We start from the raw sequence: 16,326 nt of genomic DNA on the forward strand, positions 1-16,326 counted from the left end.
CCCATGAGAGAATCTGCGATCGTGCCTGGACTCCCCGAAACCCTCCGCTCCGCCCTCGACGAAGAGCTGGGCAAGTACCCGCAGAACAGGCTGACGCAGTCCGTCGAGCGGCTCAGCACGCGCTACCGCGAGAACGCCCCCGCGAGCGCGCCGATCCTCTCGTCCGAAGCGGACATCGCGGCGTACGCGGGCTACCGGATGCCGGCCACGTACGCGGCCGTACACGCCGTCCTCGCCGAAGCCGCCCTTCGCGCTCCTGGGTTCGCTCCGCGCACGCAGATCGACATCGGCGGCGGAACCGGCGCCGCGATCTGGGCTGCGGCCGACGTGTGGCCGACGCTGGAGGAGAGCACCGTCGTCGAACAGGTCCCCGGCGCGATCGCGCTGGGGCGGCGGCTCGCGGAGAACGCCGGGGACAAGGCCGTCCGGGGCTCGACCTGGCGACGCGGCCTGATCGACCCGGCGGCGCCCGCCCCCGAGGCCGATCTGGTGACCCTCTCCTATGTCCTCGGCGAGCTGCCCGAAGCGCGCCGGGCCGACACCGTCCGCTGGCTCTCGGCGAAGGCCTCGATGCTGGTGCTGATCGAGCCCGGCACCCCCGCGGGTTACGAGCGGATCGTCGCGGCGCGGGATCAGCTCGTCGGACTCGGGCTCTCCCTGGTCGCTCCCTGTCCGCACGAGGGCGCGTGCCCGATCCCGCGCGGCAAGGACTGGTGCCATTTCTCCGCGCGCCTCCCGCGCACCGGCCTGCACCGTCAGCTCAAGTCCGGGACGCTCGGCTTCGAGGACGAGAAGTTCTCCTACGTCGTCGCCTCCCGCACGGCGCCGGAACGCGCCGACGCCCGCGTCCTGCGGCATCCGGCCAAACGCAAGGGCATGGTCAGCCTGTCCCTGTGCGCCGAGTCCGGGCTCACCGAGAAGATCGTCACCAAACGGCACGGCCCGGCCTACCGTATGGCCCGGGACGCGGAATGGGGCGACGCCTGGCCCGATCACTCCACAGTGGACTGACGGCGCCGCGGCGGATTGCCGATGGCGGTGAGCAGCGCGCCGAGCGCCGGATTGTCGTTGCCGCGCCGCCACATCAGGTCGAGTTCCACCGGACGGCCCTCGACCCCGTCCACCGGACGGAGCACGACACCTTCGAAGCGCAGCGTGCCCGCCGCGGCAGGCACCAGCGCGACGCCGAGTTCCGCCTTCACCAGCGCGAGCACCGTATGCACCTGGCAGGGGTATTGCGTGTACTCCGGCGACACCCGGGCGGCGCGGAACACCGCCACGAGCAGATCGTGGAAGTACCGGCCTTCCGACGGCGAATACATGATGAACGGTTCGCCGTCGAAATCACGGACGTCGGGGTTCTTCTTGCGCCGCGCCAAAGGATGCGCCGACGGCAGCGCGGCCAGCAGCGGTTCCCGCCACAGCGGCAGGGTCACGATGTCGGCGCCCGCGACCGGTGGCCGGATCATGCCGAGGTCGATCCCGCCCGCCAGCAACTCCTCCACCTGCGCCGCCGTCACCATCTCCCGGAGCACGAGATCGACACCGGGCACCTCGGCGTTCGCCGCGGCGATGACGCGTTCGAGATACGAATACGCCGCCGTGGCGGTGAAACCGAGCGTCACGACGCCGACCTCACCCTTCTTCACGCGGCGGACGTACAACGTCGCCTCGTGTGACGAACGCAGGATCTTCCTTGCCTCGGCGAGGAAAACCCGTCCGGCTGGGGTCAACCGGACGGTGCGGTGCGTACGGTCGAAAAGCTCGGCCCCGAGTTCCCGCTCCAGCAGCTGGATCCGCCTGCTCAACGGCGGCTGCGTCATCGAGAGCCGCTCCGCCGCCCGGCCGTAGTGCAGTTCCTCGGCCACCGCGACGAAACTCACCAGCTGCTCCAGGGAGAACACCCATCCAGTCTAGGAATCGGCCCGGGGCGGACAAGCGCCGAACCGGTATCGCTCAGCGCCGGATTTCCACTGTGCGATCGATGATCCCCGTCGCGACGGCGAGGATCTTGCGGTTGTTGCTCCGCGCGTAGGCGCGTAGTACGCCGAACGCGTCGCTGATCGAAACGCGGAGCCGTTCAGCCAGCACGCCTTTCGCCTGTTCGATGATCACCCGGCTGTTCAACGCCGTCTGCAGTTGCGCGGTGATGATCTCCTGCCGCTGCAGCAGGCGGTGATGCACGATGCCGATCGTGGCGATGTCCGCGAGTGCCTGTCCCAGCCGCAATCCGTCGTCGTCGAGCAACGCGGGACGCGTGCCGAACAGGTTCAGCGCGCCGATCACGTCTTCCCGCAACCGCATCGGCAACGCGTACACGGAACGGAATCCGGCGTTTTCCGCCTCCCGGGCGAACTTTGGCCATCTTCCGCGCGCACGCACCAGATCCACGCATCTCACCGGCTCGGCGGACTGGTAGCAGTCCAAGCACGGCCCCTCGGAGTTCTGCAGCTGGAACAATTCGAGCAACCGGGTTTGTTCGTCGGAGGCGGCCACCATGGTGAGCGTGCCGCGCGGGTCGGCGAGCAGCAGGCCCGCGGTGCAGACGCCGAGCAGCTCGACACATCTGTACGCGAGCAGGTCGAGGAACTCGATGAGGTCGAAGTCGTCGACAAGCGTGTCCGCCAGCTGCACGAAGGTTTCCCGCAAGGCGGTCGCCGAGTCGGTCATCTTTTCCGTTCTCTCCTTAGGCACACGACCCATCACGAGCCGGGCCGGAACGCGAACCTGCGCGTCACCACGTCCTCGGCCACCTCGCTCAGCTTGCGGCCGTTGGCGAAGGCGTGGGCACGCAAGCGGGCGAGCGCGTCCCTGAGCCCGATGTCGAGCTGGACCGACACCATGCCCGCGGCCTGGTGGACTTGAGCACGGTGCTGGGTGAATTCGAGGTCGATCAGTTCGGCGAGGCCGGGTCTGCCGATGTCGTCATCGGCGACGGCGAGGGTGATCGCGGCTTCGGCGCAGACGAGTGCCTCCGCTTGGCCGTTCACCGAAGGGAGCCCGGCGAGTTCGCGATAGCAGTCGACGACGCCCAGTTTGATCGCCCCGGCCTGAATGGGCACCGCGATGATCGATTTGACGCCTCTGTCGATCGCCTCGGGGGCGAACAGCGGCCACCGGAGCGACGCCTCCGAATCGGTCAGGTCGGTGACGACGACGAGCATCCCGCCGTCCATCACCTCCAGCGCCGGTCCTTCTCCCAGGGTGAACTGCAGGTCTTCCAATTCCCTGCTGCGTTGGTCGGTGGCGAAGACCGGCTCGGCGGGACCTCCTTTCGCGGCGAGTGCGAGGCCGACGCCCGCGGCCTCGAGAACCTCTCCGCAGACGATGCACGCGTGTTCCACTGTCACCGCGGATCCGGATTCCGAAGCGAGGTTACGCAACCTCGCCCATACCAGTGCGGTGTGATCGGGCCTTGCAGGCCTCATGTCTGCCTCTCGGCGTTGTCCGGTGCCGGACGGGATCGCCGAGGTCAGGGGCGAACAGTGCGAACCTGCCGTTCGCGCCGCGACCATCCTCCCACGTTTCCGCTCTTTGCCGTGCCCACAACGACTTCTTCGGCACTAATGCAGTAGCCCGAAGGGCTGAATGGCGGGTGCTGGTGGCCGTCAATGGTCCGTTCAGCCGGTTCCGGCTCCCCGGACCGCGCCTAGGGTGGAAACTGAGACCGCTTGTCCTGGCCCTCGGCAACGGTGCTCGCCGGCGAGCTCTGGAGGGGCCATGTGCGTTCGCATTCTCGAAACCCGCGCCAAACGGGAGAATCCGTTGGTCCGGTTGTTGATCCGTATTCAGCTCAAGGCGTCCTGGCGCTGAGCGCAGGCCCGCAGCCTGCTGATCGCGCGATGTTTGGTCACGCGCACCCGTGACGAGGTCGTCCCGAGCGCCGCCGCGGTCTCGTTCGACGTCAGCTCGCCGATCACCCGCATCCCCAGCACCTCGCGGTGCGAGACGGGCAGCATCCGCATCAGCCTGCCGAGCCGGACCCCGAGATCGGTCCGCAACGCGCGCTGCTCCGGTTCGTCCGCCGGTCCGGCCGGGCGTTCGGGGAGTTCTCCGGTCAGCACCTGCTTGCTCCGCGCCGCCTTCCGGAAGACGTCGGCGACCTTGTTCGCCGCGATGGCGCGCAGGAGGAAGAGGAAGGAACCGCCGCGTACGCCGTATCCGGGGACGGCGACCAACACCGCGAGGCAGATCTCCTGTGCGACGTCGGCCGGTTCGAGGTAGGTGAGCTCATGGCCGCCGAGGCGGGTCTCGGCGTACTGCCGTGCCCACGCCGCGACGGCGGACATGAGATCGTCCATGCCGTGCGGCTCACCGTCCGCCGCGGCCTTGGCGAGGCCGTCCCAGCCGGCGGCGGAAATCCACGTCTCGCCGCCGCCGGTTCTTCGCATCGGAAATTCGTCGCTCATGTCCCGCTCCCCACGGATGAGAAAACCCGGCCGCCGGGGTCCAGGACGGAACCCGGACAACGGTAGTCGAGGAATCCGGCCACCTCAATCGACGAAGGGGCCGCGACGAATTGTCCGCCTGGGCGGAAAACCGGACAGATTCCCACCAGTGGTCTGGACATGTCGGCGTCCCGCGACGTAACTTCCCGTGCTGAGACCCCTCGCCAAGGTCACGCCCAGGCCGGGAACGCGCCCCCGGCCGACATCCGCAAGCACCGCCGCGGCGCGTCCACGCTCCGCGACGGGATTCCGCCGAGGAGTGAACTGTGCGCATCCGCAAGAAGGTCCGGCGCGTTTTGACCGCGTTGGCGGTCGCCCTCCCCCTGGTCACCGGTGTTTCGGCGCTTTCGGCGTCCACCGCGGCCGCCGCGGGCCCCGATCCGCTGCCGCTGACCGTGACGAACAATTCGAACCGCTCAGACGCGGTCCACCTCTACGTGCTCGGCACGAACCTCAACACCGGGAAACTCGGCTACGTCAACGCCGCCGGCGCCTTCACCGCGTGGCCGCCGGGCGCGAACCCGCCGAGCCCCGCGCCGGACGTCTCGATCGCGGGCCCCGGCAACGGCGGCTCGACCACCCTGCGGATCCCGCGCATGCTCTCGGGCCGGGTCTACATGTCGTTCGGGCAGAAGATCAAATTCTTCCTCACCCCGGACGGCCTGGTGCAGCCCGCGCCGTGGGCCGACGGCGACCCGAACCGCGACATCCTGTTCGACTGGAGCGAATTCACCTACGACAACGGCGGGCTGTTCATCAACAGCTCGCAGGTCGACATGTTCAGCGTGCCGCACGCCGTCGGGCTGACCAACGGGGCGGGCGCGAGCAAGGAAGCCGGCCGTTTGAAGCCCGGTGGCCGCGAGAACGTCTTCAACGCCGTCCAAGGCCAGTCCGGGTTCTCGAACCTGGTGTACAACCGGCTGCGGGTCCTCGCACCGGGCAAGGGGCTCGACACCGGCAAGTTCGCCGGCAACTACCTCGACGGCTATGTCACGAGCGCCTGGAACACCTACAAGTCGACGCCGCTCACCGTCGTCCCGTTCGAGGCCGAACCCGGCAAGAAGTTCACCGGCCGCACCGGCGGGGACGACGTCCTGCGTTTCACCGACACCTCGGGCGCCGAAGTGGCGTCGTTCAGCAAGCCGAGCACCCGCGACGTCTTCAACTGCGACGGGCGCCTGCACGCGCCGAACGACCAGGTCGTCGGCCCGATCGCGCGGACCCTGTGCGCGGCGCTGCACCGCTCGACGCTCGGCTCGCTGCACACGCAGCCGACGTATGACGCGGGCCAGTTCTACAAGCAGTCCGTGACCGACCACTACTCGCGGATCGTGCACGAGCAGATGGTCGACGGGAAGGCGTACGGCTTCGCTTTCGACGACGTCGGGCACTTCGAGTCGCTGGTGCACGACGGGGATCCGCGGACCGCGCGGATCACGCTGACCGCGTTCTAGGCGATCAGCGCGCCCCGCTCCCGATCCGCCACGCCGACATGCCGATCCCGCTCGGCACGAGCGAGAACACCGGCGGCTCGGGAGCGTGGACGCGCGCCAGCTCTTCCGGCGTGTACCGCACGCACTTCCGGTGCCATTCCAGAATTCCCGCCATCCAGTCCTTCAGGTGGTCCGCGTACCCGGTGACCGCCGCGCGGACGTCGTCGCCGAGCCCGAGGTCGTCGCACATCCGCGGCAGATCCTCGCCGGCGAGCTGCTCGAACTGCGTCATCCGCGCGTTCATCAGCCGGGCGGCGATGTCGCGGGCCTCGATCCGGTCGACGTCCAGGAACCGCTCGGCGACGTACACGAGGTTGTGCGTCTCGCCCTCGTATTCGATCTCCTTCTGGTACGAGAACAGGTCGTTGGAGAACGCCGCGTAGTCCTGCGCCGCCGTGTCGAGTTCGAACAGCACCCGGTTCCCGAAGAGCTCGGCGGGCACGACGTCGCCGAGTTCGAGGAGCGCGAGGCTCTTGGTCAGGTCGGAGCCGAACGTCCGCCGCCGCATCTCCACGTAGTCGACCGGGTCGGGGACGCGGTTCTGCGCCTGGTTCCCGATCTCCCAGGCCCAGCTCGCGGTCATGCTCTCGACCGCCTGCCGGAAACCCGCGCGCGTGCGCGGGGACAGCGGTCCCGCGGTGCGGCCCCACAGGTCCGCGAGGCCGACCTCGATCGGGTTCGACGGCTTCGGCACCGGCTCGCCTTCGAGCGGCATGAACAGGGAAAGCCTGTCGCTGCACAGTTTCGCGGCGACCGCGTCCCGTTTCGCCCCGAAGACCAGCGGGAAGTAGTCGTCGCCGAACGTGCCCCAGGTGAGCCAGTCGGTCGACAGCTTCAGCCCGTCGAGGTCCGTGTCCGGGTCGATCATCGCGGCGCAATACGCGAGGTCGAGCCCGCGGAACCGGCGATCGTCCCAGATCCCGCCGTCGAGCATCCCCGTCTCCCGCGCCCAACCGGGCGCGTATTCGCGGGCGGCGGCGAGGTGGGGGCTGGTGCGCACGGGATACGGCATGCGGAATTCCGGCAACGGCAGGTGCCCGGTTTTCGCGAACGGCGGCGGCGCCTGCTGCCGTATCCGCTGAACGAGGCCCGGCCCGTTGGCGGCCGCTCCCTCGTTCATGTACCGGCTCGACCGGGTGTGCCATTCGTGACCGCCGGACTGCCAGTCCTGCAGGCCTTTGACGTACAGGCCGACCGCGATCTGCTCGGGCAGCGAGACATCGCGCTCGGCGAGCAACGCGGGCACCTCGACGAGCGCGGTGTTCTCGAACTGCTGCAAGCGCGAGGTCAGCAGGTCGTTGGTGAGTTCGGCGGCTTCCTGCGTCGGGCAGTCGAGGAACTTCTCGAAGACGAGGACGGCGTTGGAGTTCTCGCCCTCCTCGCGCACTTCGCGTTGGTAGGAAAAGAGATCGTTGCGAAGGTGGACGGCGTCGGCGAACGTGTCACGCAGCACCTCCATCGGCCTGGTCGCCGCGATCCCGTCCGGTACCTCGGCACCGACGGCGAACTCGATGAGGTTCGCCGACCACGGCGCCCCGCCGACACGACGGCGCATCTGGACGTATTCGATGGGGTTCGCGATACGGCCGCGGTCGATATTGTCCAGTTCCCAGAGCGATTCGACCATCAGATTTTGCGTGCTGGTGACGAAGCGTCGTCGCCAGGCCTCGGACATCGAAGGAATGGTGCGTGCCCAAAGATTTTCGAGCCCGGCTTCGGCGGGATTCCCGGGTTCCGGCGACCTTTCTCCGGGCCCGGTCATGAACAGTTCCAAGCGGTCCAAATAGGCCTTGGCGCCCTCGGTGTCACGGGTGCACTTGAATTGCGCGAGGAAATCGTCGTCGAAGAAGAACACCCACACGTACCAGTCCGTGACCAGATCGAGGGACGGCCCGTCACAGTCCGGATGGGTGTGCGCGCAGAGCAGCGCGTAATCCATTTTCGCCAGCGCCTGCTCGGTCCAGACGACGTCACCGGACGGCGACGGCGAATCGAGCATCCCCATTTCCCTGGCCCAGGACATACTGTGCGCCCGCGCCGCTTCGAGGTGCGGATTCATCCTGGCCGGATGCGGCAGGTAGAACTCGGGCAAGGTGAAAGCCTGCATCTGCGACTGCCTCCCGGGCCGGGGTCGGATCCGTTCCGACGTTTCCAGCCCGTCGCCGCGCCGGGCAACCGTCCACCCGAGCGATTCGGTGCGCCATGGAGTGAATCAGTCCCAGAGTGACTCGGGATCGACATACGGCACGAGCAATCCGGTCAATATCTCGTCACCGTTCCCGTTCAAGGCGTCCTCCGCGATCCGGCGGGCGACGCCGACGAGGAAATCGGCGGCCTGCACCCGCGGATCGGTCCGGGAATCCACGAACTTCACCCCGGCCAATCCCGGACTCGCCTCGATCCGGGCGAGCCGGTCGCCTTTGAGCGACGGTTGTTCGTCGTGGACGAGGAAGACCGGCTCCCCTCCCGCGCTCCAGTACTCGATGGCGCGGAGGATCGCGGGCACCAGCGGATCGAGGATCTTGGCGTCACGCGCCCGGCCGACCCTCGCCCTCAATTCCGCGGTGTCCCCGGCCATCGCGAAGAACGACCCCGTCGCCGGATCGCGACGGTTCCTGGTCCGCAGCACGTCGTTGAACGCGGCGAGGAGCTCGTCGTCCGGCCGGATTTCCGGGCCGACGAGCGCCCGGAGTTCGTTCGCCAGCAGCCGTTTCTTGTCCACGAGGTACACCTGCGCACGCCCGTGGACCGGGCCGCGCGGACCGAGGAACCATTCGAGCACCCGCCGGTGCTTCGTGCGGAGGAGGTGGTTCGCCTTGTACTCGACCGCCGGCGAGCGGATCCTCCGCCGCAGCTCGACCAGGCAGGCCGTGGCCTCTTCGAGGCTCAGCCGGACCCCCGCGTGCGCGAACACGCCGGTCCGGCCGCCGATCAGTTTCTCGCCCTCGGCCCCGGACTCGTCGCAGGCGATCTCCAGGGGCACGCTGCGCATCGTGCCCGATCGGGAGGGCCGGGTCGACCGGGTTACGCGGGTTCGGGCAGCGGCTCGCCGGTCTCCAGCAGCGATTTGAGGCTCGACAGGATCGACGGCCAGCCGCCCTTGACCATCTCCAGCGCGGTGCTGCCCTGGTCGAAACCGTCGTGCACCACGGTCAGCTTCACCATGTCGCCGACGGGTTCGAGATCGAACGTCACCTTCGACCGCGACTCGGCCTGAAGCTTCGCCGACACGTCGTCGTCGAGGCCGACCGACTTGGCGAACTCCGGTGTGAAGGTGTGCCAGGTGTAGGACAGCCGCCGGTACGGGTCGGACTCGAGGACGACCTGTTCGGGATCCTCCAGCTTCACGCCGAGCTGTTCCCAGGCCATCGTCGACCCGGCCTTCCAGTCCGAGGTGAACTCGCAACCCCAGTACCGCTTGGTGAAGACCGGATCGGTGAGCGCCCGCCAAAGCCGCTCCGGCGTCGTCCTGATGTAGCTAGTGTACACGAATTCGTCGGTGCTCATGGGTTCCTGCTCCAATGCCTTCTTGAGGTCGGCGAGCGCGTCGACCCGGCCCTGGTGGTACCGGTCGATCCAGCGCTCGGCGATCGCGTTGATCGGCTCCGCGTTCACGTAGTGCAACTTCTCGCGGCCACGCCACACCGTGGTCACCAGATTCGCCGCTTCCAGCACGGCCAGATGCTTGCTGACCGACTGCCGCGCCATGTCCAGCCCCGCGCACAGCTCGCGCAGGGTCTGCCCGTTGCGGGCGTTCAGGTCGTCGAGCAACCGCCGCCTGCTCGGGTCGGCCAGTGCTTTGAAGACCTCGTCCATGCCGCTCTCCCAGATATGCAGCCTCGCGGCTGCCTTTGCAGATTAGGCAGCCGTGCGGCTGCATGTCAAGGCGCTCGCCAGGTCCGTGGGTTCGGCGCGGGCATGGGAGCCCGCGAACGCCCCGTCACGTTTCCCGCGGCTCCCTCGTCCAGGCGGTGACACATCCACTCGAAGGAGTTCCCATGCCGACCCCGTTGCGCGTCGCGATCGCCGTGCAGACCCTGGCCGTCTTCCTCACCCCGATCTCCGCCGGTCTCCTGCTGACCGTGCCGAGTGGCCACACCCTGCACAGCGCCACGGCCTACACGCTGTTCGTCGTCGCGATGCTGCACGTGCTCATCGCGATCCTCGTGTGGCGGCCGGGTGGCGGCTCCGCCAAGCCGATCCTGCCCGCGGCCGTGTTCCTCGGTCTCACGCTGGTGCAGGTGTTCCTCGGGATCGCGCACGTGACGGCGGTCCACGTCCCGCTCGGTGTCCTGCTGTTCGGCTTCAGCCTCGTACAGCTGAGCCGGATCCAGCCCCTGCCACGGGAAGCGGCGGCGCCTTGATGACCGCGGTGGAAGTCTGCCGATCGTGCGTCCCTCCACCCGAGATACTTGAACGCGCAACCAAATGCGAGTACTAGTGGCACCAAGGCCGATACGGTCCGTCCATACCTCAGGGGAGTATCGATGCGTCTTGGGTTCAGCCTTCCGGTGTTCGGCAAGGCGGCGGCCACACCAGGTGGGATCGCGCGGTACGCGCGTACGGCGGAGCAGGCCGGGGCGGCCAGTCTCTGGGTCGGCGACCGGTTGCTGTCGCCGGTGAACCCGGAGGTGGCCTACCCGGGCTACGACACCATGCCCGAGGAGTTCTGGACCGCCCAAGATCCGTTCACCGCACTGGCCGTCGCGGCCGCCGTGACCGAAACCGCGATCCTCGGGTCCAGCACCATCAACGCGACGCAGTACCAGCCCGCCAACTTCGCCCGGCTGCTGACCAGCATCGACGTTGCCAGCAACGGCCGGCTGCTCCCCGGCCTGGGCATCGGCTGGTCACCCGACGAATACGCGGCCGTCGGCGTTCCGATGGCGGAACGCGGCAAGCGGCTGGACGATCTACTCGATCTCCTCGACACCTGGTGGACCAAGGACACCGTGTCACACAACGGCATCGGCTACACGATTCCGGAGACCCACGTCCACCTGAAACCGGTACGCAAGCCGCCCGTGCACCTGGCCGGGTTCGGCGAGAGGGCACTGCGCCGGGTCGCCGAGCGGGCGGATGGCTGGCTGCCGGTCTGGACGGTGCCCGAAACCATCCCCGCCGACATGCTCACCTCCACCCTGGCCAAGATCCGGGCCGACGCCGAACAAGCCGGTCGCGACCCGCGGACACTGGGCGTGGCACTGCGAGTGAACGCCGCCCCGGACACGAAGCCGGAACTCATCGCCGAGTCGGTGACGAAGATCGTCGCGACACTTGCGCCGGACCACACCTTCGTCGACCTCACCTACCTGACCAGCAGCGTGGAAGAACACATCGACCTCACCGGCCGCCTGCTGGAACTGACCGCCCGAGGCTGAAAGCGGAGCCCATAGGGGCCATGAACAGACCCCGCGAAACGCGAGGCGTCAGCATGTCGATCGGGAGCCGCAAAGGGGGCTCGAACCCCTGACCTTCTGTTTACAAGACAGATGCTCTACCAGCTGAGCTATTGCGGCCTCGCCCAGGACAGCCTGGGCGAGGCAAGTATATCGGCGCCCGTTCAGCGCTCCGCAGGGCGCACCCGCGGGTCCCCGCCCACCGTCCGGAAGGCGTGCGCGAACGTCACGGCGGTCGCCGGATCCCGGCGATCGGCGACGTAGTACCAGTTCATCCGGACGGCGTCCGGGGTCACTTCGAGGACGCCCGGGCCGTGCGAGTCCAGTTCCACGAAACGCACGTGCGGGTTCAGCGCGCGGATCGCGGCTTCGACCTTCAGCGAGCCGGTCCGCGGCGGGACGCCCAGTTGCTCGTCGATGTTGTCCGAGGTGACCGACGAGCAGACGAACTCGACGGCGACGCTCGTTCCGTCTCGCGGCACGTCGTTCGCCCACGACGAGTGGACGTCGCCGGTCAGGAACACCGTGTTGCCCCGGCCTTGCGCGGCGATGGTGCCGAGGACGCGGCGGCGGTCGGCGGTGTAGCCGTCCCATTGGTCGGTGTTGACCGTGGTCGGCTGGCCGTCGAGCAGGTCGCCGAGCGCGAGCCGTTCGCGTGTGGGCAGCGCGGGGATCTTGATCGGCGTGACCATCACCGAGTTCCCGATCAAGTTCCAGGACGCGGTCCCGCGCGCGAGGCCGTCCAGGAACCACTGCCGCTGATCGGCGCCGAGGATGGTGTCCTCCGCCGAGACCGGGCCGGGCTGCCGCGTCCGGTACGTCCGCAGGTCCAGCATGGTCAGGTCGGCCAGCGTCCCGAACTTCAGCCGCCGGTACAGCCGGTCGCCGCGATGCCGCACCGGCATCCATTCGAAGTACGCCTGGTGCGCGGCCCGCAGCCGGTCCGCCCAGTCGCCCTCGGTCGCCGGGTCGTGTGACGGCGATCCGCCGGACCAGGCGTTGTCGGCGGCCTCGTGGTCGTCCCAGGTCGCGATCATCGGATGCCGGGCGTGAAGCCGCCGCAGGTGATCGTCGGTCTTGTACATCGCGTGACGTTGCCGGTAGTCCGCCAGGGTGATCAACTCGTTGGGCGGTACCGAAGGCCGGAGATCACCCGCAGGGTTGGGATTCCCTTCGTAGAGGTAGTCACCCAGGTGAATGAAGGCGTCCAGATCATCGCGGCCGGCCAGATAGCCGTAGGGGGCGAAGTGACCGACAGCCCAGTTCGCACACGAGACCACGCCGAAGCGCAGGCTTTCGACGTCCTCGTCGCGCGGAGGCGCCGTGCGGGTCCGGCCGGTCTGCGAGACCTTCCCCTGAGACGTGAACCGGTACCAGTACCCGGTCGACGCGCACAGCCCGCCGGCCGTCACCTTCACCGTGTGATCGCGTTCCGGCCCGGTCCGAAGGTGACTGCGAGCGACGACGCGCGTGAAGCCGGCGTCCTCGGCCACCTCCCACCGGACGTCCACCGTCGCCCCTTTTCCGGATCCCGGAACGGCCTCGGGCGAAGGGGTGACGCGGGTCCAGAGAAGGACCGAATCGGGCATCGGGTCACCCGAGGCGACCCCGTGCGCGAAAACCGGGGCTTCCGCCCCGCTAGATGCACCCGAAAGGGTGAACGTCGCCGCGGTCCCGGCAGCGGTGACACCGGCCGCGCGAAGAACGGAACGCCTGCTCACGGAGGACGCCATGACATGCAGTGTGCCGTAAACCGGCGGCGTCGCGATGATCTTCCTCCGACGTGGCGGACGCCACTTCGGGTTTCCTGCAACGGTCGAGGCACCGGCCCCGATGCTCCTCGGGAAAGTCCCTCGAACCAGAGTGAGGAGGTGGATCGATCATGAAGATCAACGAGCACACCAAGGGAGCCCAGCGCGGCGAACGCGGTGCCGAAAAGAACCAGGACGAAACACCCGAACGTGGCGAATGGCTGCTGGAAGCGCCGCGCCAGCGTGACGGAGAGCGATCGATCCCCCAGACTCGCTCGCACCGGCCGAATCTGCTGCGCCGCCGCGCCTGGCAGATCCTCGAAGCGCCGACGGCGGAGCAGCCCGCCGTCGACGTCGACGAGGCGATGGGCCCGCAGCCGCCGGACGACACGACGGTCAACTTCGTCCTGGACCTCGTCCTGCGCATCGGCGAGGTCCAGATGTCGAGCGGCGCCGGCGCCTCCGACGTCACCGCGACGATCATCGCGCTGACCTCCGCGCTCGGCCTCCCGCACTGCGAGGTCGACGTGATCTTCACGTCGATCACGGTGACCTGCCACCGCGGCACCGACATGGCCCCGGTCACGGCGCTGCGCGTGGTCCGCTCGCGCAGCCTCGACTACACGCGGCTGACCCAGACCGAGACCCTGGTCCGCCGGATCGTCCGCGGCAACATCGGCGCCGAAGAGGCCCAGCAGGAACTGCAGCGGATCACGACCGCGCCGCACCCGTACCCCCGTTGGGTGGCCACGGCCGCTTGGGGCGGGCTGGCCGCGTTCATCACCCTGATCCTCGGCGGCAGCATCGACGTCGCGCTGGTCGCGCTGGTGATCAGCGCGGTCATCGACCGGCTCGGCCGGTTCTTGAACCGTTTCGCGTTGCCGTTCTTCTTCCAGCAGGTGATCGGCGGCCTGGTCGCGACGCTGTCCGCGATGGCGATAGTCAGCAGCAACCTGCTCACCACGGACAAACCCACGCTGGTCGTCGCGGCGGCCGTCACCGTGCTGCTGTCCGGGCTCTCCACGGTCTCCGCCGTGCAGGACGCCATCACCGGCTACTACGTCACGGCGGCCGGGCGTACGACCGAGACCGCGCTGATGAGCGCCGGGCTGATCGCGGGTGTGGTGCTCGCACTGAAGATCGCGGTCCTGCTCGGCCTGCCGCTGACACCGCTGCCCGAGGTCGTTTCCTCGACCCCGCAGCAGTTGCCGATCATCGTCATCGGCAGCGTCGGCGCGTCGGCCTGCTTCGCGCTCGCCTCGTATTCGACCCTGCGCGCGATGATCGTCGCGGGCGCGGCCGGGGCGATCGGCGGCGCCGTGTACGGCGCGCTGATGCTGACCGACTTCCAGGCCGTCAGCTCCTCCGCGGTCGCCGCCACGCTGGTCGGGTTCTGCGGCGGCGTGCTCGCCAGGCGCCTCAAGGTGACGCCGCTCGTGGTGGCTGTGTCCGGCATCACGCCCCTCCTCCCCGGTCTCTCCACCTATCGTGGTCTATACCAATTGGGCGTCGAGCCCGGCGGGAACATCTCGACGCTGATGACCGCGGTCGCGATCGGGCTTGCCCTGGCAGCGGGTGTGGTACTCGGCGAATACCTGGCGCAACCGGTGCGCACGGGGCTCGGCAGGCTGGAACGCAAATTCGCCGGGCCGCGGATGGCGGGTCCGCTGGAACCCGCCGAACGACGCTTGGAGTGATCGCTCGGCCACGGGCCGCGGCCTCCTCGCGCGATAGGGTTTCCGCTTAGGGCAGCGACCCGCGATTCGAGGGAGCGGCTGGTGGACGAAGTGATTGCCGAGACGAGCAGAACGGCCTCCGCGGATTTCGTGGTGGTGGCGAACCGGCTCCCGGTGGACCTCGAACGGACCGCCGACGGGAGCAGGCGCTGGACGGCGAGCCCGGGCGGGCTGGTGTCCGCGCTCGAACCGTTCCTGCGGTCACGCAAGGGAGCCTGGGTCGGGTGGCCGGGTGTGCCCGACGTCGACGTCGAGGAGTTCGACGACGACGGCCTGGTGCTGCACCCGGTCTCCCTGACGTCGGACGACGTCCGCGATTACTACGAGGGCTTCTCCAACGCGACGCTCTGGCCGCTGTACCACGACGTGGTGGCGCGGCCGGTGTTCGACCGGAGCTGGTGGGAGTCCTACGTCCGGGTGAACCGGCGCTTCGCCGAGGCGAGCGCGAAGGTCGCCGCCGAGGGCGCGACCGTGTGGATCCAGGACTACCAGCTGCAGCTGGTCCCGGCGATGCTCCGCGAGCTGCGGCCCGATCTCCGGATCGGGTTCTTCCTGCACATCCCGTTCCCCCCGGTCGAGTTGTTCATGCAGATGCCGTGGCGGACCGAAATCGTCCGCGGCCTGGTCGGGGCCGACCTCGTCGGATTCCACCGGCCGGGTGGCGCGCAGAACTTCCTCTGGCTGGCGCGGCAGCTGGCCGGGCTCGAATCCAGCCGCGGCGCGGTCGGTATCCGCACCCGCCCCGGCCTGATGCAGGTCGGCGACCGCACGGTGCGGGTCGGCGCGTTCCCGATCTCCATCGACGCCATCGGCCTCGACAAACTCGCCAAGACCAAGGGCGTCGCCGAACGCGCCGCCCAGCTGCGCCGTGACCTGGGCAACCCGAAGAAGGTCCTGCTCGGCGTCGACCGGCTCGACTACACGAAGGGCATCGACCTGCGGCTGCAGGCGCTGCACGAGTTGCTGCACGAAGGCCGCGTCCGTCCGGAGGACGTGACGTTCGTCCAGCTGGCCACGCCGAGCCGCGAGCGCGTCGAGCACTACCAGCGGATGCGCGGCGACATCGAGCAGATGGTCGGACGGATCAACGGCGAATTCGCGCGCGTGGGTCACCCGGTCGTGCATTATCTGCATCAGTCCGTGAACCGGACGGAACTGGCCGCGTTCTTCTCCGCGGCCGACGTCATGGTGGTCACTCCCCTGCGTGACGGGATGAACCTCGTCTGCAAGGAGTACGTCGCCTGCCGCCACGACCTGGGCGGTTCGCTCGTGCTTTCGGAGTTCGCCGGCGCCGCGGCCGAGCTGACCAGTGCGCTCCTGGTCAACCCGCATGATCTGGACGGGGTGAAGAACGCCTTGGAGACTGCCATTACGCTCGACCCCGCAGAGGGACGCCGCCGTATGCGCGCCATGCGTCGACAGGTCCTCACGCATGACGTCGACCGCTGGGCGCGCTCGTTCCTCCAAGCGCTCGGTGCCGAACCGGCCGACTGATCCCC

At 68.6% G+C, this 16,326-nt stretch carries 14 protein-coding genes and 1 tRNA gene; 6 read left to right on the forward strand and 9 right to left on the reverse strand.

The window, feature by feature from the left end:
* Positions 1-3 precede the first annotated feature (3 nt).
* The gene (locus AB8M46_RS08075; RefSeq protein WP_394359961.1) at positions 4-1,011 is read left to right on the forward strand and encodes a small ribosomal subunit Rsm22 family protein; all 1,008 of its coding nucleotides are present in this window, start codon (positions 4-6) and stop codon (positions 1,009-1,011) included.
* Here the strand turns inward: AB8M46_RS08075 and AB8M46_RS08080 are convergent.
* From AB8M46_RS08080 to AB8M46_RS08095, 4 genes are all read right to left on the reverse strand, one after another.
* Entirely contained in the window at positions 993-1,904 is a 912-nt protein-coding gene (locus AB8M46_RS08080) for a LysR substrate-binding domain-containing protein (protein WP_394359962.1), read from the reverse strand. The genes AB8M46_RS08075 and AB8M46_RS08080 overlap by 19 nt on opposite strands.
* Before the next feature lie 52 nt (positions 1,905-1,956).
* A complete protein-coding gene (locus AB8M46_RS08085; RefSeq protein ID WP_394359963.1) occupies positions 1,957-2,670 on the reverse strand; it encodes a GAF and ANTAR domain-containing protein in 714 nt (237 codons plus the stop codon).
* A gap of 32 nt (positions 2,671-2,702) precedes the next feature.
* Entirely contained in the window at positions 2,703-3,350 is a 648-nt protein-coding gene (locus tag AB8M46_RS08090; protein WP_394359964.1) for an ANTAR domain-containing protein, read from the reverse strand.
* A gap of 438 nt (positions 3,351-3,788) precedes the next feature.
* The gene (locus tag AB8M46_RS08095; RefSeq protein WP_037335430.1) at positions 3,789-4,409 is read right to left on the reverse strand and encodes a sigma-70 family RNA polymerase sigma factor; all 621 of its coding nucleotides are present in this window, start codon (positions 4,407-4,409) and stop codon (positions 3,789-3,791) included.
* Positions 4,410-4,714: 305 nt separating this feature from the next.
* Here AB8M46_RS08095 and AB8M46_RS08100 point away from each other — a divergent pair, with 305 nt between their 5' ends.
* Positions 4,715-5,902, forward strand: a complete 1,188-nt coding sequence (locus AB8M46_RS08100; RefSeq protein WP_037335427.1) for a beta-1,3-glucanase family protein — start codon at positions 4,715-4,717, stop codon at positions 5,900-5,902.
* A gap of 4 nt (positions 5,903-5,906) precedes the next feature.
* Here the strand turns inward: AB8M46_RS08100 and AB8M46_RS08105 are convergent, their stop codons facing one another.
* The 3 genes from AB8M46_RS08105 to AB8M46_RS08115 all read right to left on the reverse strand — a co-directional run bounded on the left by AB8M46_RS08105 (position 5,907) and on the right by AB8M46_RS08115 (position 9,757).
* The gene (locus tag AB8M46_RS08105; protein WP_394359965.1) at positions 5,907-8,048 is read right to left on the reverse strand and encodes a germacradienol/geosmin synthase; all 2,142 of its coding nucleotides are present in this window, start codon (positions 8,046-8,048) and stop codon (positions 5,907-5,909) included.
* 105 nt (positions 8,049-8,153) lie between these two features.
* Positions 8,154-8,933 (reverse strand): DUF3800 domain-containing protein, encoded by a 780-nt coding sequence (locus AB8M46_RS08110; protein WP_394359966.1) that lies wholly within the window; start codon positions 8,931-8,933, stop codon positions 8,154-8,156.
* 32 nt (positions 8,934-8,965) lie between these two features.
* Complete coding sequence (locus tag AB8M46_RS08115) at positions 8,966-9,757, reverse strand: ArsR/SmtB family transcription factor (protein ID WP_394359967.1); 792 nt, start codon at positions 9,755-9,757, stop codon at positions 8,966-8,968.
* A 182-nt stretch (positions 9,758-9,939) separates the two neighbouring features.
* Between AB8M46_RS08115 and AB8M46_RS08120 the strand changes: the two genes are divergently transcribed.
* Complete coding sequence (locus AB8M46_RS08120; RefSeq protein WP_394359968.1) at positions 9,940-10,305, forward strand: hypothetical protein; 366 nt, start codon at positions 9,940-9,942, stop codon at positions 10,303-10,305.
* 123 nt (positions 10,306-10,428) lie between these two features.
* Entirely contained in the window at positions 10,429-11,322 is an 894-nt protein-coding gene (locus AB8M46_RS08125; RefSeq protein WP_016337685.1) for a TIGR03619 family F420-dependent LLM class oxidoreductase, read from the forward strand.
* Between the two features lie 65 nt (positions 11,323-11,387).
* Here the strand turns inward: AB8M46_RS08125 and AB8M46_RS08130 are convergent.
* Both AB8M46_RS08130 and AB8M46_RS08135 read right to left on the reverse strand, forming a co-directional pair.
* Positions 11,388-11,460: transfer RNA gene (locus AB8M46_RS08130), tRNA-Thr, on the reverse strand.
* A 44-nt stretch (positions 11,461-11,504) separates the two neighbouring features.
* The gene (locus tag AB8M46_RS08135; RefSeq protein ID WP_394359969.1) at positions 11,505-13,073 is read right to left on the reverse strand and encodes an alkaline phosphatase D family protein; all 1,569 of its coding nucleotides are present in this window, start codon (positions 13,071-13,073) and stop codon (positions 11,505-11,507) included.
* A gap of 149 nt (positions 13,074-13,222) precedes the next feature.
* Here AB8M46_RS08135 and AB8M46_RS08140 point away from each other — a divergent pair, with 149 nt between their 5' ends.
* A complete protein-coding gene (locus AB8M46_RS08140; RefSeq protein WP_037335406.1) occupies positions 13,223-14,788 on the forward strand; it encodes a threonine/serine exporter ThrE family protein in 1,566 nt (521 codons plus the stop codon).
* Positions 14,789-14,869: 81 nt separating this feature from the next.
* On the forward strand, positions 14,870-16,321 hold the full coding sequence (locus AB8M46_RS08145) for a trehalose-6-phosphate synthase (protein ID WP_016337688.1): 1,452 nt from the start codon (positions 14,870-14,872) through the stop codon (positions 16,319-16,321).
* The last annotated feature ends 5 nt before the right edge of the window (positions 16,322-16,326 follow it).

Source organism: Amycolatopsis sp. SB7-3 (assembly GCF_041021335.1).
GTDB lineage: Bacteria > Actinomycetota > Actinomycetes > Mycobacteriales > Pseudonocardiaceae > Amycolatopsis > Amycolatopsis japonica.